Annotated in this window: 15 protein-coding genes and 3 tRNA genes; 9 read left to right on the forward strand and 9 right to left on the reverse strand. The window is 73.9% G+C overall.

Annotated elements, in window-relative coordinates:
• Window positions 1-28 precede the first annotated feature (28 nt).
• The 3 genes from ACFYNX_RS05945 (at window position 29) to ACFYNX_RS05955 (ending at window position 2,211) form a co-directional block, all read left to right on the forward strand.
• Entirely contained in the window at window positions 29-808 is a 780-nt protein-coding gene (locus ACFYNX_RS05945) for an HAD-IIA family hydrolase (RefSeq protein WP_121833311.1), read from the forward strand.
• 108 nt (window positions 809-916) lie between these two features.
• The gene (locus ACFYNX_RS05950) at window positions 917-1,540 is read left to right on the forward strand and encodes a hypothetical protein (protein ID WP_388658146.1); all 624 of its coding nucleotides are present in this window, start codon (window positions 917-919) and stop codon (window positions 1,538-1,540) included.
• Entirely contained in the window at window positions 1,537-2,211 is a 675-nt protein-coding gene (locus ACFYNX_RS05955; RefSeq protein ID WP_388658149.1) for a class F sortase, read from the forward strand. The genes ACFYNX_RS05950 and ACFYNX_RS05955 overlap by 4 nt, the downstream gene beginning before the upstream one ends.
• Before the next feature lie 68 nt (window positions 2,212-2,279).
• On the opposite strand, the gene ACFYNX_RS05960 is transcribed toward ACFYNX_RS05955, so the two are convergent.
• Window positions 2,280-2,353: transfer RNA gene (locus tag ACFYNX_RS05960), tRNA-Lys, on the reverse strand.
• 185 nt (window positions 2,354-2,538) lie between these two features.
• On the opposite strand from ACFYNX_RS05960, the gene ACFYNX_RS05965 reads away from it, so the two are divergent.
• The 3 genes from ACFYNX_RS05965 to ACFYNX_RS05975 all read left to right on the forward strand — a co-directional run bounded on the left by ACFYNX_RS05965 (window position 2,539) and on the right by ACFYNX_RS05975 (window position 7,219).
• Window positions 2,539-3,936: a peptidoglycan-binding protein gene (locus ACFYNX_RS05965; RefSeq protein WP_388658152.1), complete on the forward strand. Its 1,398-nt coding sequence runs from the start codon at window positions 2,539-2,541 to the stop codon at window positions 3,934-3,936.
• A gap of 818 nt (window positions 3,937-4,754) precedes the next feature.
• Window positions 4,755-6,449, forward strand: a complete 1,695-nt coding sequence (locus tag ACFYNX_RS05970; RefSeq protein WP_388658155.1) for an SPFH domain-containing protein — start codon at window positions 4,755-4,757, stop codon at window positions 6,447-6,449.
• A 176-nt stretch (window positions 6,450-6,625) separates the two neighbouring features.
• The gene (locus tag ACFYNX_RS05975) at window positions 6,626-7,219 is read left to right on the forward strand and encodes a lytic polysaccharide monooxygenase (protein WP_365538634.1); all 594 of its coding nucleotides are present in this window, start codon (window positions 6,626-6,628) and stop codon (window positions 7,217-7,219) included.
• A 78-nt stretch (window positions 7,220-7,297) separates the two neighbouring features.
• Here ACFYNX_RS05975 and ACFYNX_RS05980 read toward each other — a convergent pair.
• Window positions 7,298-7,371 (reverse strand) — tRNA-Lys (locus ACFYNX_RS05980).
• A gap of 111 nt (window positions 7,372-7,482) precedes the next feature.
• The gene (locus ACFYNX_RS05985) at window positions 7,483-8,241 is read right to left on the reverse strand and encodes an IclR family transcriptional regulator (protein ID WP_125666888.1); all 759 of its coding nucleotides are present in this window, start codon (window positions 8,239-8,241) and stop codon (window positions 7,483-7,485) included.
• A gap of 415 nt (window positions 8,242-8,656) precedes the next feature.
• Here ACFYNX_RS05985 and ACFYNX_RS05990 point away from each other — a divergent pair, with 415 nt between their 5' ends.
• Together ACFYNX_RS05990 and ACFYNX_RS05995 are read left to right on the forward strand one after the other, a co-directional pair.
• Window positions 8,657-9,727: an LLM class flavin-dependent oxidoreductase gene (locus tag ACFYNX_RS05990; protein WP_365538632.1), complete on the forward strand. Its 1,071-nt coding sequence runs from the start codon at window positions 8,657-8,659 to the stop codon at window positions 9,725-9,727.
• Window positions 9,728-10,054: 327 nt separating this feature from the next.
• Window positions 10,055-11,764, forward strand: a complete 1,710-nt coding sequence (locus ACFYNX_RS05995; RefSeq protein ID WP_388658159.1) for a glycosyl hydrolase family 18 protein — start codon at window positions 10,055-10,057, stop codon at window positions 11,762-11,764.
• 100 nt (window positions 11,765-11,864) lie between these two features.
• On the opposite strand, the gene ACFYNX_RS06000 is transcribed toward ACFYNX_RS05995, so the two are convergent.
• Entirely contained in the window at window positions 11,865-13,730 is a 1,866-nt protein-coding gene (locus ACFYNX_RS06000) for a putative bifunctional diguanylate cyclase/phosphodiesterase (RefSeq protein ID WP_388658162.1), read from the reverse strand.
• Between the two features lie 326 nt (window positions 13,731-14,056).
• Here ACFYNX_RS06000 and ACFYNX_RS06005 point away from each other — a divergent pair, with 326 nt between their 5' ends.
• Complete coding sequence (locus tag ACFYNX_RS06005; RefSeq protein ID WP_388658165.1) at window positions 14,057-15,340, forward strand: M6 family metalloprotease domain-containing protein; 1,284 nt, start codon at window positions 14,057-14,059, stop codon at window positions 15,338-15,340.
• 108 nt (window positions 15,341-15,448) lie between these two features.
• On the opposite strand, the gene ACFYNX_RS06010 is transcribed toward ACFYNX_RS06005, so the two are convergent.
• The 5 genes from ACFYNX_RS06010 to ACFYNX_RS06030 all read right to left on the reverse strand — a co-directional run bounded on the left by ACFYNX_RS06010 (window position 15,449) and on the right by ACFYNX_RS06030 (window position 19,872).
• Window positions 15,449-15,522: transfer RNA gene (locus ACFYNX_RS06010), tRNA-Lys, on the reverse strand.
• On the reverse strand, window positions 15,513-16,139 hold the full coding sequence (locus ACFYNX_RS06015; RefSeq protein ID WP_388658168.1) for a hypothetical protein: 627 nt from the start codon (window positions 16,137-16,139) through the stop codon (window positions 15,513-15,515). Before ACFYNX_RS06015 ends, ACFYNX_RS06010 begins: the two co-directional genes overlap by 10 nt.
• A gap of 253 nt (window positions 16,140-16,392) precedes the next feature.
• Entirely contained in the window at window positions 16,393-16,749 is a 357-nt protein-coding gene (locus ACFYNX_RS06020) for a hypothetical protein (protein WP_365538620.1), read from the reverse strand.
• A gap of 129 nt (window positions 16,750-16,878) precedes the next feature.
• Window positions 16,879-18,210, reverse strand: coding sequence for an AAA domain-containing protein (locus tag ACFYNX_RS06025; RefSeq protein WP_365538617.1), 1,332 nt, complete (start codon window positions 18,208-18,210; stop codon window positions 16,879-16,881).
• 72 nt (window positions 18,211-18,282) lie between these two features.
• The gene (locus ACFYNX_RS06030) at window positions 18,283-19,872 is read right to left on the reverse strand and encodes a hypothetical protein (RefSeq protein ID WP_388658172.1); all 1,590 of its coding nucleotides are present in this window, start codon (window positions 19,870-19,872) and stop codon (window positions 18,283-18,285) included.
• Window positions 19,873-19,888 lie beyond the last annotated feature (16 nt).

Here is a 19,888-nt window from a genome sequence, read left to right on the forward strand (position 1 = left end):
CGACATGCACGGCAGGAGTCCCGCACCCATGGCAGAGCGCAAGCCGATCGAATCCTGGCTCACCGACATGGACGGCGTCCTCATCCACGAGGGCGTGCCGATCCCCGGCGCCGACGCGTTCATCAAGAAGCTGCGGGAGACCGGGAAGCCCTTCCTGGTCCTCACCAACAACTCGATCTACACCGCCCGCGACCTGCACGCCCGCCTCGCCCGGATGGGCCTCGAAGTCCCCGTCGAGAACATCTGGACCTCCGCCCTCGCCACCGCCAAGTTCCTCGACGACCAGCGCCCCGGCGGCACCGCGTACGTCATCGGCGAGGCCGGCCTCACCACCGCGCTGCACGACATCGGCTACGTCCTCACCGACCACGACCCGGACTACGTGGTGCTCGGCGAGACCCGTACGTACTCCTTCGAGGCGATGACCAAGGCCGTCCGGCTCATCAACGCCGGCGCCCGCTTCATCTGCACCAACCCCGACGAGACCGGCCCCTCCCTGGAGGGCCCGCTGCCCGCCACCGGCTCGGTCGCCGCGCTCATCACCAAGGCCACCGGCAAGGAGCCGTACTTCGCGGGCAAGCCGAACCCGCTGATGATGCGCACCGGGCTCAACGCGATCGGCGCCCACTCCGAGTCCAGCGCCATGATCGGCGACCGGATGGACACCGACATCCTGGCCGGCCTGGAGGCGGGCATGCAGACCTTCCTCGTCCTGACCGGTCTGACGACCCGGGCGGAGGTGGACCGCTACCCCTTCCGCCCGTCCCGGATCGTCGACTCGATCGCGGACATCGTCGACCGCGTCTGAGGCCCCAAGGGGTCCGGAGGGGTTCGAAGGGGTCCGGAGCGGGCCGGACGGCCGTCTCCGGATGCGAAAGCCACCGGAACGGGTGATCCTTCCTAGCAGGAGGTCACGATGCGTTCAGGTCCCATTGCTCTGCGTGCCGCGGGGGCGGCTCTCGTGTTCGTCCTCGCGCCCGCGGCCGGCGCCGCGCACGCCCACGACGGGGTGAGGGTCACCGTCACCCCGTCCACCGCCTCGCCCGGCGACGACGTGGACGTCCGGGTCGAGGGCTGCGAGGGCACGACCGGTGCCGCGAAGTCCCGGGCGTTCACCGCCGACGCGGAGCTGACCGGCCGGGACGGCGGGAAGTACCCGATGTACGGCGACGCCGTCCTCAGGTCCGGGCTCGACGGCGGTACGTACGCGGTGAGCGTGACGTGCGACGGCCACGAGCACCGGGACGCCGGCACCGTACGGGTCGAGCGCCGCGAGCCGACCCGCCGGCCCACCCACGAGCCGGCCCACCACCCGACCCCGATCGCCCCGGTCCGCGCGGGCGGGGGCGGCGCCGCCGCCTTCGCCGCGCCCGCCGCCCCCGGCGTCGCCCAGACGGCCGGCGAGGACGGCCTCGGCACCCCGTACACCGTGCTCGGCCTCGGCATGGCCGCCGTCGCCGCCGTGGCGGTCGCCGTCCGCAGCTCCCGCCGCCGCACCGAAGACCCCTCCGGCAGGGGTACGCACACGGGCGCGGAGTGACGGTGTCGCCCGGCACCCGCCCGGCGGGCGCCGGGCGACTGCTCACCGGCGCGGCCTGGTCGCTGCTCCTCCTCGGGCTCTGGCTCTGGGGCGGCGGGGCGGTCGAGGACTCCCCGGGCGGCCCGGGGCCGGTCACCGGCGACATCGCCGCCGTCGGCCGCCCGCCGGGCGCGGAGCTGCCCCCGGCCCGCGCCCCGCTCGCGCCCGCCGCGCCCCGGCGGGTCGAGGTCCCCTCCCTCGGCGTCGACGCGCCCGTCGTGGCGCGCGGCCTGGACGACACGGGCGCCATCGACCCGCCGCCCTTCGAAACGCCGAACGCGGTGGGCTGGTTCGGCTCCGGCACCCAGCCGGGCGCGGCCGGGGCGGCCCTCTTCGTCGGCCACGTCGACACCGAGACCCGCCCGGCCGTCTTCTACGGCCTGAGCGCGGCCCGGCCCGGCGCGAAGGTCCTCGTCACCCGGACGGACGGCTCGGTCGCCGAGTTCACCGTCGACGACGTGCGGGTCTTCCCCCGCGAGGGCTTCGACGCCACGAAGGCCTACGGCCCCCGGGAGCCCGGCCGCGCCGAACTCCGCCTGATCACCTGCGGCGGCACCTTCGACCGCGAGGCGAACGCCTACACGGCGAACGTGGTGGTGTCGGCGTACCTGACGGGAGGCGCGGGAGGCTGAGAGGCCCGTTCCCGTCCCGACAACGATCGAGGCCCCCTCACCATCGGTGAGGGGGCCTCGACTGTGCGTGCGCCGCCAGGGACTCGAACCCCGGACCCGCTGATTAAGAGTCAGCTGCTCTAACCAACTGAGCTAGCGGCGCCTGCTGACAAAGAGAACTCTACCCGACGCGAAGGCGTGCTCCTGACCAATAACCGCCCCCTCCGGCCTGTCGGATGGTCATATCGGTCCTTCGATCCGTCAACATGGGATTTATCCGGACAGTTGCCACGCTGACGCCTCAAACGACGGTCGAAAAGATCTTTCACGAGTGTGGAGGGGAATCGCATGAGCGTGCCGGTCTTCGAAGAGTTCGAGCCAACGGCCGACTGCGCCTGCCCGGGCTGCGCCCGGCAGCGGCGTGATCTCGCCCTCGGCCTGCCGGTCCGGGCGGGCGGCCACCCGGCGGCCCACGGCGCCCGCCGCGCCCTGGTCCTGGTGACGGCGGCGGGCGTGGTCCTGGGCGGCGGCGGGGCCGGCGCGGCGACCGCCCTCTCCCGCGCGACGGACGCGCCGGGCGACACGGTGGTCCCGGCGCCGGCGGGCGGGGCGGCGGCCCCCGGCCCCGACCCCGCCCCCGTCTCCGCCGTCGGCTCCGACACGCCGCAGGGCGGGCGGGGGCCGCTGCACGGCGCGCCGGGCCCCGAGCCCCAGCCCGTACCGGCCGCCACCCCGACCACCGGCCAGGTCGCGACCGACACCCTGCGGCCGACGACCCGCGCCGAGATCATCAACCGCGCCAAGCTGTGGGTCGACGCGCGGGTCCCGTACTCGATGGAGAAGTACTGGACGGACGGCTACCGCCAGGACTGCTCCGGCTACATCTCCATGGCCTGGAACCTGCGCGCCAACGAGTGGACCGGCAGCCTCGACCGCTTCGGCGAGAAGATCGCCCGCGCCGACCTCCAGCCCGGCGACATCCTGCTCTTCCACAACCCGGCCGACCCGACGCGCGGCTCGCACGTCACGATCTTCGGCGGCTGGACCGACCACACGCGCACCTCCTACACCGCGTACGAGCAGACCAAGCCGCACACGCGGAAGAAGGCCACCCCGATGGCGTACTGGGAGAACTCCGACCGGTACGTGGCCTACCGCTACAAGGGCGTGGTGAGCGGCGACGGCACCGGCGCCGGGGGAGGGGAGACGGCCCAGGTGCCGCCGTTCCCCGGCGCGGCGAAGTTCGGGCCGGGCAAGAACAACGCGTACGTCACCCGGCTCGGACAGCTCCTCGTCGCGCGCGGCGGCAAGAAGTTCTACGCCGTGGGGCCCGGCCCGAAGTGGACCGAGGCGGACCGGCGGGCGACCCGGGCGTTCCAGGAGGCGCAGGGGTGGCGGGGCAAGGAGGCGGACGGCATCCCCGGGCCCGACACGTGGGAGCTGCTCGTGACCGGCAAGGGCCGGAGCATCGGCGGTTCGAGTGGTTCGGGCGGGTCGAGCGCGCATGCGACGCCCTTTCCCGGGCGTGGCTCCTTCCGTCCGGGCCAATCCAACGCATATGTGGAGAAGCTGGGCGAACAACTGGTGAAGCGGGGCTTCGGCAAGCACTACCTGTCGGGACCCGGTCCGCGCTGGACGGAGGCGGACCGCCGCAACGTCGAGGCGTTCCAGCGGGCACAGGGCTGGCGCGGCGGAGCGGCCGACGGCTACCCGGGCCCGGAGACCTGGCGGCGCTTGTTCCGATGACCCCGAGAGCATGAGGTGGACCCCGAATGACGGCACCGACCCCGAACCCCGCGGACTCCGGCGCGGCGGCCTCGCGCGACGCGGCCCGCACGGCGAGACGCCTGACGGACGGCACCCTTCCCCGCACGTCCCCACCCCGGACACCGGAGGGCCGCCCGACCCCGACGCCGGCGACTCCGTCGACTCCGGTCACGGGCACCCCACCGGCACCGATCACGGACACCCCACCGGCCCCGGCCCCGGACGGCCCGTCGGCTCCGGCCACTGACAGCCCGTCGGCCCCGGCCACGGGCGACGGCCCGTCCGGCAGTGCGCCGGACGCTCCGGCGGCCCCGGCGGGCGGTGCTGTGCCGGACCGGGCGGCCGGTGCTGCGGGGGCGGGCGCCCCGGCGGCCCCGGCGGGCGGTGCTCCGGTGAGCCCGGTGGACGGTGCTCCGGCGGGTCCGGTGCCGAATGTTCCGGCGGCCTCGGCGGCTGGTGCTGCGGTGGGCGCCCCGATGGCCTCGGCAGGAGGTGTCCCGGTGGGTTCGGTGGCGGACGCCCCTCCGGCTCCGGTGGGCGGTGCTCCGGCGGCCCCGGCGGCGGGTGCTCCGGTGAGTTCGACGGCGGACACTCCGGTGCCCCCGACACCCGGCACCTCGCCGGTCGGAACGGCCGCCGCTCCGGCGACGGGCGCCCCGTCGAGCCCGATGGGCGGCGCTTCGGCGGTCTCGACGCCCGCCGCTCCGGCGACGGGCGCCTCTTCGGGCCCGGTGCCGGAGACTCCGGCGGCCCCGGCGACGAGTGCCCCTCCGGCTCCGGCGGGCGGTGGTGCCCCGGTGACCCGGACGGTCGTCGTTCCGACGGTCCCGGCGACCGGCCTCCCGTCGCGCCCGACGGCCGGCACTCCGGCGACCCGGGAGCCGGGCGCTTCCGCGTCCGGGGAGAAGCCGGACACGACGGCGGTCGCCCCCGCTTCCGAGCCGGTGGCTCCGGCCGCGCGGGAGAAGACCCCCCTCTCCCTGCTGAAGGCGAACAAGGCTCCGGCCCCCGCCGCGCCGAAGGAGCCCACCACCCCCGCGAAGACCGGCCCGGCACCGACGCCGACCCCAGCAACAGCAGCGGCACCGGCACAGGCGCCGGCAACAGCAAAGGCCCCGGCAAAGACGCCGACCCCGGCAAAGGCCCCGGCCCCGGCACCCGCCCCACCGGGCGACCGCCCCACCCCCCCGCCCCCCGGAGGGCCCCCCGCTCCCGACTTCGGGCGGATCAAGGGCGCCCGCGTCGCCGTCGTCGCCCTGCCCGTCGCCGGCGTGGTGCGGGTGGCGCGGCGGAAGAACGTGATCGGCGCCGAGACCACCGGCTCCATCCCCGTGCACCTGCTCTTCCGGGACGAGCCGGAGACCGCCGCCCCCGGCGCGAAGGACGACGACGGGGGACCCGACACCGTCGCCATGGCCCCGCCCACCGCCCCGTCGAAGACCCGCGGCCCCGGCGTCGCGGGCCCGTCGAAGGCCCCGGCCCCGGGCCGTACCGAGCGGGCGTCCGAGCCCCGCCCCCGTACGGTGGCGAAGAGCAGGGCCAGGCACGCGGCCCCGCCGCCCTCCGCCCGTCCGGCCCCCACCGCCGACCCCGCGCTCGTCGAGCGTCCCGGCGCGGTGCTGCCCGGCTGGGTCGGGGTGGTCGCCGGGGCCCTGGCCATCGCCTGGTGCGCGGTGGTCGTGTGGTGGACGGGCGCGGTGCCCGACGAGGCGGCGCGGATGCTGCGGCTGCCGGTCCGCCCGTACCACGGCGTCCACCTCGGCCAGTGGGCCGTGCTCGCCCTCGGGGTCGTGGCCGTCCTCTTCACGCTCGGCGGCCTCGGCCGCGGCCGGGTCGGCCACGCCTGGGTCCTGACGCTGTTCGGGGACTACCGCGGCACGGTCCGCCGCACCGGCCTGATCTGGGTCAGCCCGCTGCTGCTGCGCCGCCGGGTGGACGTGCGGCTCCGGCACTGGCGCAGCGAGCCGCTGCCGGCCGTGGACGCGAAGGGCACGGCGCTCGACGTGGTCGTCCTGGTGGTCTGGCGGGTGCGGGACACGGTCCGCGCGTCGCTCGGGGTGGACGGCCACGAGGAGTACCTGCGGGAGCAGGTGGAGGCGGCGATGGCCCGGGTGCTCTCGCAGCTCCCGGCGGACGCGTTCCACGAGGACGCCCCGACGCTCCGGGACGCGGAGGCGGTCGGCGAGGCCCTGACGCGGATGCTGTCGGCGGAGTGCGCGCCGGTCGGCCTGGACGTCTTCTCGGCGCAGCCGACGCGGATCGAGTACGCCCCCGAGGTCGCGACGGCGATGCGGCGCAGCCGGATCGCGGCGCTCGACGCGAAGCACCGGGAGACCGTCCTGACGTCGGTCGTGGACGCGGTGGACGACGTGGTCCACCGGCTGACCAGTCGTGGTCTGGTGGAACTGGACGACTACGAGCGCAAGTCGCTGGTCAAGGACCTGACGGTGGCGTTCTACACGGGAAGGGCATCTTCCGCCGAGGGTGCCTGAGGGGATGGACAGGGCCAAGTTCGGTCCATACCTTGGTACTTGGTCCAGACCAAAATGCGTCACCGCGGTACGGCAAAGAACAAGAAAACAACAGCACCACCCGCATGACCCGCACCACCCGCACGCGTGCAGCAAGGCCCGACGGAACTCCCCCACGTTCTTCCTGGAGCGACAGCATGCGCAAGAAATCGATAGGCGCGACGGTGGTGGCGCTCGGCGTCGCCGGCGTCACCCTCCTCGGCACCGGCAGCGCCGGCAGCCACGGCTACACCGACTCGCCGATCAGCCGCCAGAAGCTCTGTGCCAACGGCACCGTGACCAACTGCGGCAACATCCAGTGGGAGCCGCAGTCGGTCGAGGGGCCCAAGGGCTTCCCGGCCGCCGGACCCGCCGACGGCAAGATCTGCGCCGGCGGCAACGGCCCGTTCGCCCAGCTCGACGACCCCCGGGGCGGCACCTGGCCGGCGACGAGCGTCACGGCGGGGCAGAGCTACAACTTCCGCTGGCAGTTCACGGCCCGCCACCGCACCACCGACTTCAAGTACTACATCACCAAGAACGGGTGGAACCCGAGCCAGCCGCTCACCCGGGCGGCCCTCGACCCCCAGCCGTTCCTCACCGTCCCCTACAACAACCAGCAGCCGCCGGCGACCCTCTCGCACTCCGGGAACCTCCCGGCGGGCAAGACGGGCCGCCACCTCATCCTGGCGGTGTGGACGGTCGCGGACACCGCGAACGCCTTCTACGCCTGCTCGGACGTGAAGTTCTGACACCCGGGCGGACCTAGTCCGGTCCGCACGGGCACGACGAAGAAGCCCCCCGCTTCCGCGAGGGGCTTCTTCCGTCGGTGCGCCGCCAGGGACTCGAACCCCGGACCCGCTGATTAAGAGTCAGCTGCTCTAACCAACTGAGCTAGCGGCGCGTGCTGACAGAGAAAATACTACCCGGTCCCGCGGGGTGCTCGTGACCACCGGCCCGGCGGCCGCGCTGACGGCCCCGGAGCCGGCGGGCCGGACGCCCCCGGGAGCGGTGATCAGATGGCCAGCGAGAGCACCACCGGGGCGGCCCTGCGGTTGAGCGTGTCGGCCGCCGCGCGCAGCCGGTGGGCGTGCTCGATCGGCAGGGAGAGCGCCAGACAGCCCACGGCCGCGCCCGCCGTCAGCGGCACGGCGGCGCAGACCGTGCCCACCGCGTACTCCTGGAGGTCGAGCACGGGGACGGTGGCCGGCTGGCTGTCGAGCTTGGAGAAGAGGATCCGCTCGCTGGTGATCGTCCGCGAGGTCAGCCGGGCGATCTTGTGGCGGGAGAGGTGGTCCCGCCGCCCGTTCTGGTCGAGCTGGGTGAGCAGGCACTTGCCGACGGCGCTGGCGTGGGCCGCCGAGCGGAAGTCCACCCACTCGTTGACCTTGGGCGTGCGCGGGCCGTCGGCGAACTGGGTGATCTTGACCTCGCCGTCGATGTACCGGCTGATGTAGACGGCCGCGCCGACGGAGTCGCGCAGCTCGGTCAGGGTCTCCTGGAGCTTGGCCTCCAGGGCCTCGCGGCGGGTCAGGCCGGAGCCGAGGAGGACCAGGGAGTCCCCGACCACGTAGGCGCCGTCGGCGACCTGCTCGACGTACCCCTCGCGGCGGAGCATCAGGAGCAGCGAGGAGAGGTGGGCGACGGGGAGGCCGGTCTCGCGGGCGATCTGGGCGTCCGTCACTCCGCCGCCGTGCCGTGAGACCGTCTCCAGGACGCGCAGGGCGTACTGCACCGAGTGGAACGGCGCGGTGGGCTCGGGCTTCAGCGCCACGGTTTCCCCCTACCAGGTTGTGACCGCAAGCTTTCGTACCACGATAACCGCCAAGGGCCCTCCACGGGGCGGCTGTTGGCGAGAATGATGCGGAGGATCCGGGCCCCCGTCTGGGACGCGGCACTCCGGCATATGCCCCTGTCATGCGTGTTCCGCAGAGCCTCAGGTCAGGGGCGTGCGGCCTCGCGCTCGCGCGTGCGCGAGGCCTGCGGGGGCGGAGGATTTCCCGCGGGGAAGCGGACCCGGAACGCCCCTCTCCGGTGGCCGATAACGCTCGGAAACCCGGTGGCGGGATCCCGTGGGGGCGCGTGACGGAGTACGCGAGGGGCGCGCGGAGGGGCGTACGGAATAAACGGAGACCCCCTCCTGTTCTTCTCCCCATGTATCCGCACGTGTGCCGAGGAGGGTCCCGACGGTGACCGACACCATTCGAGGAGAGGCGCGGGGCAGCGCGCCCGTACCGCTGTCCGTACTGGACCTGGTGACCGTCGGCAGCGGGCGGACCGCGTCCCAGGCCCTCGCCACCAGCGTCGAGCTGTCCCGGCTCGCCGAGCGGCGCGGCTTCCACCGGCACTGGGTGGCCGAGCACCACTCCATGCCCGGGGTCGCCTCCTCCTCCCCGGCGGTCATCCTCGCCCACCTCGCCGCCCACACCCGGCGCATCCGGCTCGGCTCGGGCGGCGTCATGCTGCCCAACCACGCCCCGCTCGTCGTCGCCGAGCAGTTCGGCACCCTGGAGGCACTCGCTCCGGGCCGGGTCGACCTCGGCCTCGGGCGCGCCCCCGGCACCGACGGCGCCACGGCCGCCGCCCTGCGCCGCACCGACCGGCTGAACGAGGGCGCCGACGACTTCCCCGAGCAGCTCGCGGAGCTGACCCGGTTCCTGGACGACGACTTCCCGGACGGGCACCCGTACGCCCGGATCCACGCCGTGCCCGGCCCGGTGCAGGGGCCGGAGGGGCGCCCGCCGATCTGGCTGCTCGGCTCCTCCGGCTTCAGCGCCCGGCTCGCCGGCGTGCTCGGACTGCCCTTCGCCTTCGCGCACCACTTCTCGGCCCGGAACACGATCCCGGCGCTCGACCTCTACCGGGACTCCTTCCGCCCCTCGGCGGTGCTCGACGCCCCGTACGCGCTGATCGGCGTCTCGGCGCTCGCCGCCGACGAGGCGGCGCAGGCCCACCGCCAGGTCCTCTCCGGGGCCCTCGCGATGCTGCGGCTGCGCACCGGCAGGCCCGGCCTGGTGCCGACGCCGGAGGAGGCGGAGGCGTACTCCTTCAGCCCCGCCGAGCGGGAGTTCGTGGACGGCTGGCTCGCGAACGTCGTGTACGGCACCCCGGACGAGGTCCGCACGGGCCTGGACGACCTGCGCAAGCGGACGGGCGCCGACGAACTGATGATCACGGCCAACGCGCACGGCGGGGAGGCGCGGCTGCGCAGCTACGCGCTCATCGCCGACGCGTACGACCTGCCGGAGCTCGCCGAGTAGCCCGCGCTTCCGGGAGGTCCTGGTCTCCGGAAGGCCCCGCGCCTCCGTTCCGGGCCGGAGGCCGCCGGGTAAAACCCGGATTTCCGAGGTCGGCTGGTTCGGCGTCGAACGACCCCCGGACCTTCCCTAAGCGAACCTTAAACCGCTCGTCACCGATGGTGGCGAGCGGTTCCGTTTTGTGCTGCACGCCTCTGACAAGGGCTTTCTTCCGTCAATTGGTCTAGTCCTCAATCTGGTTCAGACCATTGACTCACCGTTCACGCGGCGGTTATCACTGCTCCAGCTCCTGTACGGCACCACCCAGTACTCCCCATCCGGAGGCCGCACGTGCACCCCCGTAAGTCATTGATCGCCGCGCTCCTGAGTTCGGCCCTCGCCGCCGGCGCGCTCGCCGCGACCGCCGGACTCGGCTCCGCCCAGGCGGCCCCCTCGTCGACCACTGCCTCCGCGGGCAACGTGCGCATCGCGTACTACGACCAGTGGAGCGTGTACGGCAACGCGTTCTACCCCAAGCACCTCGACACCCGGGGCATCGCGGGCCAGCTCGACGTCCTGAACTACTCGTTCGGCAACATCCACCCCACCAACCTCACCTGTTTCCAGGCCAATAAGGCCGCGGGTGACGACAACAACCCCAACGCGGGTGACGGTGCGGGCGACTCGTACGCCGACTACCAGAAGTCCTTCAGCGCGGCGGACAGCGTCGACGGCGTCGCCGACAAGTGGGACCAGCCGATCGTGGGCGTCTTCAACCAGTTCAAGGAACTGAAGGCGAAGTACCCCCACCTGAAGATCAACATCTCGCTCGGCGGCTGGACCTACTCCAAGTACTTCCACGACGCGGCCAAGACGGACGCGAGCCGCAAGAAGCTCGTCTCCTCCTGCATCGACCAGTACCTCAAGGGCAACCTGCCGGTCGAGGGCGGCTACGGCGGTCCGGGCACGGCGGCCGGCATCTTCGACGGCATCGACATCGACTGGGAGTACCCGGGCTCCTCCGGCGGCCACCTGGGCAACCACTACGGCCCCGAGGACAAGCAGAACTTCACCCTCCTGCTCGCCGAGTTCCGCAAGCAGCTCGACGAGTACGGCGCGGCCAACGGCGGCAAGAAGTACCTCCTGACCGCGGCCCTCCCGGCCGGCCAGGACAAGATCAAGTACATCGAGACGGACAAGATCGGCGCGTACCTCGACTACGCGAACATCATGACGTACGACATGCACGGCGCCTGGGACGGCGACGGGCCGACGTACCACCAGTCCCCGCTGTACCCCTCCCCGAACGACCCGACCGACGTGATCGCGCCGGGCACCGAGAAGTACACGATCGACTCCGCCATCGACTCCTGGATCGACGGCAACCCGACCTACGGGATCACGGGCGGCTTCCCCGCCAACAAGCTGACCCTGGGCTACGAGTTCTACTACCGCGGCTGGAAGGGCGTCCCGGCCGGGACCACCAACGGCCTCGCGCAGACCGCCACCGGCGGCTCCAACGTCCGCCCGCTCAGCCAGCAGGCCGGCATCGCGCACTACAAGGAGCTCGGCGGCATCGTCGACAACCCGTCGACCACCTTCTGGGACGACCAGTCGAAGTCCTCGTACTTCTACAAGGACGGCGAGTTCTTCACCGGCCTCAACCAGAAGTCCATCCAGGCCCGCGTGGACTACGGCAAGCAGCGCGGCCTGGCCGGCGCGATGATGTACTCCCTGCTCGGCCTGGACGAGAACGCGACCCTGCTGAAGCAGATCAACACCGCGCTCGGCTCGCCCACCACGCCGCCCACCACCCCGCCGACGACGCCTCCCACGACGCCGCCGACCACCCCGCCCACCACGCCCCCGACGACTCCTCCGACGACGCCGCCGACCACCGGCTGCGGCACGGTCCCGGCGTACGTGGCCGGCACGGTCTACAACGCGGGCAACCAGGTCTCCCACAACGGCCGCAAGTACAAGGCCAAGTGGTGGACCCAGAACGAGACCCCCGGCACCACGGGTGAGTGGGGCGTCTGGCAGGACCTCGGCGCCTGCTGAGTGACCGACCCGCCGAACCCCTCATGACCGCTGCCCCCGCCCGGAATGTCCCTCCGGCCGGGGGCAGTTCCATGCGGGGGCGTACGGCTTCGCGCCCGGCTCAGACCGACAGCGGCTCCGTCCCGATCAGCTCCGCGATCCGCTCCGGGGCCACCGCCCGCGAGTACAGCCAGCCCTGCCCCGTGTCGCAGCCGATCCGCCGCAGCCGCCCGGCCTGCCCGGCGGTCTCGACGCACTCGGCGGTGACCGTGAGCCCGAGCCGGTGCGCGAGCTGGACGAGCGCCTCGACGATCAGCTCGTCGGCCGGGTTGGCGTGCTCCTCGTCCTGGAAGCCGCGCACGAAGGAGCCGTCCAGCTTGAGCACGGAGACCGGGAGCCGGCTCAGGTAGGCGAGGTTCGAGTAGCCGGTGCCGAAGTCGTCGATCGCGATCCGCACCCCCATGTCGCTCAGCGCCTGGAGCGCCTGGAGCGGCCGTCCGGCCGAGCCCATCACGGCGGACTCGGTCAGTTCGAGCTGGAGCAGGTGCGGGGCGAGCCCGGTCTCCGCCAGGATCCCGGCCACGTCCGCGACCAGGTCGGAGTCCCAGACCTGCCGGACCGCCACGTTGACGCTCACGAAGAGCGGGCGCTCGCGCGGGTGGTCCTTCTGCCACTGCCGGGCCTGGTGGCAGGCGGTGCGCAGGATCCAGCGGCCCAGCTCCACGATGGAGCCGTCCTCCTCGGCGATCCCGATGAACCGATTCGGCGCGAGCGGGCCGAACTGCGGGTGGTGCCAGCGCACCAGCGCCTCCACCCCGCGCACGGCCCCGTCGGCCAGGTCCACGAGCGGCTGGTACTCCAGGGCGAACTCCCCGCCCTCCACGGCCGGCCGCAGGGTGGAGGAGAGCGCCTGCCGGGTCATCCGGTGGGCGTTGCGCTCGGGGTCGAAGAGGGTCCAGCGGGCCTTGCCGTCCGCCTTCGCCCAGTACAGCGTGGTGTCGGCGGCCTGCATCAGGGCCGTCGCCGTCGTCCCCCGTCCGGCGCGCTCGACCACGCCGATGGAGGCGGAGACCGAGAGCCGCTGCCCGGCCAGGTCGAAGGGCTCCTGGAGCGCGTCGAGCACCGAGCGCGCCAGGTCGGCCACCTGCTCGGTGCCGGTGGAGTCCTCGACCAGGATGGCGAACTCGTCCCCGCCGAGCCGCGCCACGAGGTGGCCGCCGCCGCGGGTGCGGCCGTCGCCGTCCGCGCACTCGGTCAACCGCCCGGCGACGGCGGCCAGGAGCAGGTCCCCGACCCGGTGGCCGAGGGTGTCGTTGACCGCCTTGAAGCCGTCGAGGTCGAGGTAGCAGAGGCCGATCCGCCCTGTTCTGCCATACCCGTACGACTCGTACGACTCGTGTGGTTCATGGGACGCGTGCGGTGCCCCGGTCTCCTGCCGGCCGGCCTCCAGGGCGGCCGAGAGGCGCTCGAAGAAGAGCGTGCGGTTGGGCAGCCGGGTCACCGGGTCGTGCATCTGGAGGTGGCGCAGGCGCGCCTGGAGTTCGCGCCGGTCGCTGATGTCCGCGACCGACAGCAGGACCCGCCGGCTGCCGGGCACGGGGGCGACGGTGACCTCCGCCCACAGCGAGCGCCCGTCGGGGTGCTTGAGGCGGCGGGTGCAGCGGAAGCGGGAGCGGCGCCCGCCGAGCACCTCCCGGTACGCCCGCCGGGCGTGCCCGTCGGAGGCGAGGTCGACCAGGTCGGCGGCGGCCTGTTCGCGCAGCGCCCCGGGCGCGGTGCCGAGGAGGTCGCCGAGGGAGTCGTTGGCAGCGACGACCAGGCCGTCCGGGTCGACGAGGGCCATGGCGAGCCGGGCGACCCGGAAGGCGGCGCGGTAGTCGCGGAGTTCGGCCTCCCGGCGCCCGTCGTGACGCTCCGTGAGGGCGGGCTCGGCCGTCCGTGTCTCCGCCGGCGCCGGATGCACCGGTCCTTCGGGGGTTCCGCTCACCGCTGGCTCCCGTAGTGCGGTCGGGCCGGTCGCACGGGGACGGGACGGTCGGCCGAGGAAGAGTGAGCCGATCATAGGGCCAGGCCGGTCGGCCGTTCCAGCTCCGGGGTGCCGTCGGGGACCGTCCGGCGCTGTGAGGATCCCCACCGGAGCACCCCGCCCGATCGTTTCTGCCCGGCTCTGACAAGGGTCGATGGAGAGGTGATCGATGGTGACTTTCCGTGAGTGCATTCGTGTGCGTGTCGCGTCGACACGGCGTCGCGCACTCACCCGACCGGGGCAGTCGAAAAGTGCGAAGGTCAGCAAATCGTCACAAGGTGGGTGGGGTGTCCCGCTTTCGTGATCCGGAGGTCGATGTGAGGGGTCAGCAGCCACCCGGGGGAGGGGAGCGGCGCCCGCGGCTGCGCGCCGGCGCGGCCGCCTTCACCTCCCTCGCCGCCCTGGCCGCCACCGGGCTCGTCGCGGGACCCGCCGTCGGCGTGCCCGCCGCGAACCCCTGCGCCCTGCCCCGCACCCAGGCCCACCACTCGCTCGGGCTCGACACCTGGAACGGCTCGTACCCGCGCCCGGACCGGAACCTCGACGCGGTCATGATCTTCCTGTCGTTCCCGGACTCCGAGCCGCTCACCTCGCCGGCCGAACTCGCGGCCGACCACTTCCCCGGCACCGGCGAGTTCTTCGAGCGCGCCTCCTACGGGCGCTTCACCCTGACCCCGCACGCCCGCACGACGTGGACCCCGATGCCGCGCGAGTCGAGCGCGTACGCCATACGGCGGGACTGGGACGCCGGGAAGCGGGCCGAGTACCTCCGCGACGCGGTCGCCGCCGCCGACGCGGACGTCGACTTCTCCCGGTACGACGTCGTGTACCTGGTCGCGGACCCGGACGCGCCGGGCGTGGACTCCGACGCGACCAAGGTCGTCAACCTGGACCGCCCGCTGGAGGTCGACGGCACCGAGATCGCGCGGGTCGTCACGGTCTTCGAGCGGCACCCGCCCGACCGGAACGTCCTGGCCCACGAGACCGGCCACGTCTTCGACCTGCCGGACCTCTACCACCGGCCGGAGGACGGCAAGGGCGACTGGGACACCCACGTGGGCGACTGGGACGTCATGGGGAGCCAGTTCGGGCTCTCCCCGGACCTCTTCGCCTGGCACAAGTGGAAGCTCGGCTGGCTCTCCCGCGCGCAGGTGACCTGCGTCCAGGGCCCGGCGTCCCGGGTGGTTGCCCTGGAGCCGACCGACGCCCCGGCCGGGGACGGCGGCACGCTCGGCACCCGGCTCGCGGTCGTCCGCACCGGCCCCGACAGCGTGCTCGCGATCGAGGCCAGGAGCGACGCCGGGAACAACGCCGAGACCTGCACGGAGGGCGTGCTCGTCTACCGGGTGCGCGGGGGTACGGCCTCCGGGGACGGCCCGGTCGAGGTCGTGGACGCGCACCCGCGCACCGAGGCCTGCTGGGAGCGCTCGGTCTACCCGCCGCTGGCGGACGCGCCGCTGGAGGAGGGCGAGACCTTCACCGTGCCCGGGACCGGCGTCCGGATCGAGGTCATGGACCGGTCGGGGTCGGACGTCTGGACGGTCAGGGTGACCCCGACGGGAGGCGACTGAGCCCCCGCTGAGCCCCCGCTCCCGGAGCACGGAGAGGCCCCGGGCACACGGAGAAGCTCCAGGCGCACGAAGAAGCCCCTCGCTTCCGCGAGGGGCTTCTTCCGTCGGTGCGCCGCCAGGGACTCGAACCCCGGACCCGCTGATTAAGAGTCAGCTGCTCTAACCAACTGAGCTAGCGGCGCCTGCTGACGTCGTAGACATTAGCACCCGGATCGGCGGGAGGAAAAATCGATACCCGCACGTCGGCGGCGGAAGCCGCCCGGACGGCCCGCACGCAGGCCCAGAGCACGACCTCGGGGCCGGGCAGCCACGGGTGGCGGGTGTCGGGGGCCACCAGCCAGCGGGGCCCGGCGGAGCCGGAGGGCGCGAGCGGCGGCACGGTCACCGCGTCCCCGAGCCCGTGACAGAGCGGCCGGGGCACCTCCTCGCCCCACTCCTCCCAGTCGAGCAGGGCGGGCAGCCGCTGGGCCGTGCCGGGCGCGGCGAACAGCAGGGTCCGGCCCCGGTGGACCGCGACGGGCCCCGACCCCGGGCCCTCCGTCCACAGCTTGTCCAGCATCCGGCGCCCGAAGACCGGGTCCACGTTGACGACGTCGAAGACCGTCCCGCAGGGCAGCGCCGCGGGCGAGGCCGGCCGGGCCTCCCAGCGGGTGAGCGCGGACCCCCGCCCGCCGGCGGCCGAGGCCAGCCAGGTGGCCCCGTCGGCGGTCACCCGGGCCGTCTGGTGCCGCCCCTCGTCACCCTCCCGGAGGAAGCGGAACACGTCGTGCGGGGTCTCTTCGCGCAGCCACGTCGTCATGCGTCCAGATGTACCGGGAGTGACGGGACGGTTTCCCAGGGTTTCCGGAAAGCCGGACAGGAAGGGCGGGGGAGGAGTATCGTGCGCCCTCGGCATATGCCAGGGGTGGTTTTTCAGTCACTCCGCGCGCCTCCGGCCACGCGCGCCCCCGTGTCGCGCCCCCGCGCTCCAGGGCGACGCCCTCGCGCCCCTGAGCCCGTACGCGCTCCGGGCCGCGGACCCCTGGGCTCCGGCCCCCGGTCCGGGGTCCGGATCAGTCCTCCGCGGGTCGCCCGTCCGTCCGGATGAGGCCGCGGCCGAACTCGATCATCTTGCGGGCGTAGTCCTCGGTCCACTGGGCCCGCTCGGCGACGTCGGCCACCGTGAGCCGGTCGAACCGGCGCGGATCGGCCAACTGCGCCGCCGCGATCGCCTGGAACTCGATCGCCCGGTCCGTCGCCGCCCGGAAGGCGAGCGTCAGCTCCGTCGCCCGGGACAGCAGCTCCCGGGGGTCCTCCAACGACTCCAGGTCGAAGAAGTGCTCCGGATCGGCGGACGCCTCGGCAGGCTCGAAGATCAGCGGCGCCGGCCGAAGCCTGCGCTGCCCGCTCCGCTCCGCGGATTCCGCCATCGTCGTTCTCCTCTTCGCACAGACTTCGCACGGACACGGCTCTTCACACGCACGGCCCGGAAACCCGGGCCGTCATCCATTGTCCCGCGCCCCGCAAGAGCGCGAACGTCCGGCCGCGCGCCCCCGGCCTCACGGAGACCAGACCACCCGGTGTTCCTCCAGGTGGGAGAGGACCGCGTGGTTCGCCTCCCAGCCGTCGGGGAACGAGACCGCCACGCCGAGCCGGACCGGTTCCGTCGACGGGTGCTCGTCGAGGAGGTCCGCCACGCCCGCGCGGCACACCACCACGCACGCGTGCCGGTGCCGGGAGGCCAGCACGCACAGCCGGCCCGTCTCCAGGTGGAAGGCGGTCGCGTCCGGGCGGCCGGACAACGGGTGGAGGACCACCGTCACGTCGTACTCGCGCCCCTGGAGCCGGTTCGCGGTGTCCACCGTCACCCCGGACACGCCGAGGTCCGCGAGCGCCGCCCGGACCGCCGCCGCCTGGTCGCGGTGGGCGGTGCCGACCGCGATCCGGTCGGGCGTCAGGGGCACGGGGGCCTCCGCGCGCTCCGAGACCGCGACCCCGCCCCGGTCCAGGAGCCGCCGCACCACCAGGGCGATCGCGCCCACCGCCTCCGGGTCGGTGCGCGGGGTGTGCCGGGCCGGGAGTTCGAGCAGGCCCCAGCCCGACTCGGCCGCCTCGTCCAGGACCCGGTCCGGGCCCGAGCCGTCCGACGGCACCCCGAAGGACAGCTTCCGGTCCCCGTGCCCGGTGCCGCTGCGGAACGGCGTGTACGGGTAGAACGCGTCCGACACCAGCGGCGCCGCCGACGCGGGCAGCCGCCACGACACCGGAAGCCGGTGCTGCGGCAGCTCCGGGTTGTGCGCGAGCAGGGTGGAGACCGCGCTCGCCGACGGGTCGTACGTCAGCCCCGCCCACTGCTCCGCGCCCACCACCGAGAACGGGTCCAGTTGCCCCGGGTCGCCCACGAACAGCGCCCGCTCGAAGAGCCCGGCCACCGCGAGCAGCGCGTCGGAGCGCATCTGGTACGCCTCGTCGACGATCGCGTGCGCCCACGGCTCGACGTTCTTCACGTGCCCCCACTTGGCGGCCGTCGAGAGCACCACCGGCAGCCCGGCCAGATCGCCCGCCTTCGCCGACTTCCGTACGTTCTCCAGGTCGTCGAGCGCCTTGTCGTACGGGTCGGAGTCGCTGGAGTGCAGCCGGCCCACCTCCAGGTCCGGCTCCTTCTCGGCGAGCCGCAGCACCAGGTCGTCCACCTGCGCGTTCGTCTGCGCGACCACCATCAGGGGGCGTCCGGCCGCGGCCAGTTCGAGGGCGGCCCGCACGACGAGCGTCGACTTGCCCGCGCCCGGCGGGGAGTCCACGACCACGCCCCGCGACGAGCCGTGCAGGGTGTCCGCCAGGATCGCGGCCGTCGCGCGCCCGGCCTCGGCGGAGGGGTCGAACACGGTCACGGCACGTCCTCGGGGGTCACGGGGGCGGACACGGTCACGACGCGTCCTCGGGGGTCATCGGGGCGAGCACGGTCACAGGACGTCCTCGGGGGTCACGGGGTCGGGCAGTTCCACGGCGTCCGCCCGGGGCGGGCCGCCGTGCGTCCAGGGGGTCTCCTCCGGGTCCGGCAGCTTCGGGCCGCCCCGCTGGTCGTGCTCGAAGAGCGTCCAGGCGATCCGCTCGCCCTTCTCCGGCACCGAACCCTCCGCCGGTTCCTTCGACCGGCCCATCCGGTCCAGGACCCGGAGCACCAGCGAGCCGTCCTCCTCGTACCGCACGAACTCCGCCGCCTGCGGCTTCCCGTCGAGCGAGCGGTACACCCGCACCCGCGCGTCCAGGTGCGGCCGGTCGTCCGTGCGGACCGTGAGCAGCGGCCGGGGCGCGGGCCGCTTCGACTCCGTCCACGCCATCGTCACCTCCACCACCTCCGCCGCGAACGCCTCGCCCGCGAGCCGCCGCCCCGCCAGGACCAGCGGGTCGTCCAGGGCCTCCTGCGCCTCCAGTTGGCCCTGCGCCTGCTCGCGGGCCGCGAGCTTCTGCGCCGCCGTCACCGCGTCGTCCCGGCGCGGCTGCGGCGGCTCGCCCGCCGCGACCCGGTCCCGGTGGGCGGTGAAGGACCAGCGGTCCCGGGTCCAGCGGTCCCCGACCCTGGCCCCCTCCGGCAGCTCCCGCAGCAGGCCGATCGCCCGCCACACCGCGTCCCACGTCGGCTCGAGCTGGGACACGACGAGCCGGCGCACCTCCCGCTCGGCCGCGTGCAGTTCGCCGAGGGCCCGGTCTGCCGCCTCGGCGTCCTCGGCCGCGCCGGACGCCTGCCGGGCCCGGTCGTACCGCTCGATCGCGGGCGCGAGCAGCCGGTTGTCGAAGGCCGGGTCCGTGGCGGGCCCGGCGGGCGGGCAGAAGAGCTGCCCCCGCTCGTCCCGGCCCGCCTCGGCCCGCAGCGCCCCCTCCCGGCCCGGCACCCCGTCCGCCGGGTCGATCCAGGCGAGCAACGCGCCCAGGTGCTGGTCCTCCAGGGAGGACTGGCCGGTCGCCCAGTGCCGGTTGAGCAGGTCCGTCGCCGCGAGCAGCAGCGAGGAGCCGGGCACCCGGGCCCGCTCCCCGAAGTGCGTCAGCCAGCGCCCGAGCAGCGGCACCCGGGGCGGCGCGGGGAACGGCGTCTCCGGGTCCTGCTCGGCCGTCCGCCGGAACCGCGTGGACCGCCCGAGCAGCCGTACGTACTCGACGCCCGCCCGACTCGGCACGATCAACTGCGGAGCGTCCGCGCACAGTTCGACCTCGACCCGCACCTTCTTGCCGGTCTCGGCGTCCGTCTCGTTGCGCTCGACCAGCTCGACGACGTCCGTGAACGCGTCGACGTACGGCAGGACCTCCTCGGCCAGGTCCGCGAGGAACGCGAACCGCAGGTCCCGGTCGCGCGGCTGGGGCACCACCAGGAGCCGCGGCTCCTCGCGGTCGGTGCCGACGAGCGCGCCCAGCGGGGCGCCCGCCTCACCGGCGGTGGTCAACGGCACCAGGACGAGCGGCCGTTCGGACACGCGCCGGTGCCGCACGGTGGCGAGCGGCTGCGCCCGGCCCGACTCGACGGCCTCCATCCGGGCCAGCGTGGAGATCAGCGACATGCGAGGCCCTCCCGGG

Source organism: Streptomyces sp. NPDC007872, assembly GCF_042868165.1.
GTDB lineage: Bacteria > Actinomycetota > Actinomycetes > Streptomycetales > Streptomycetaceae > Streptomyces.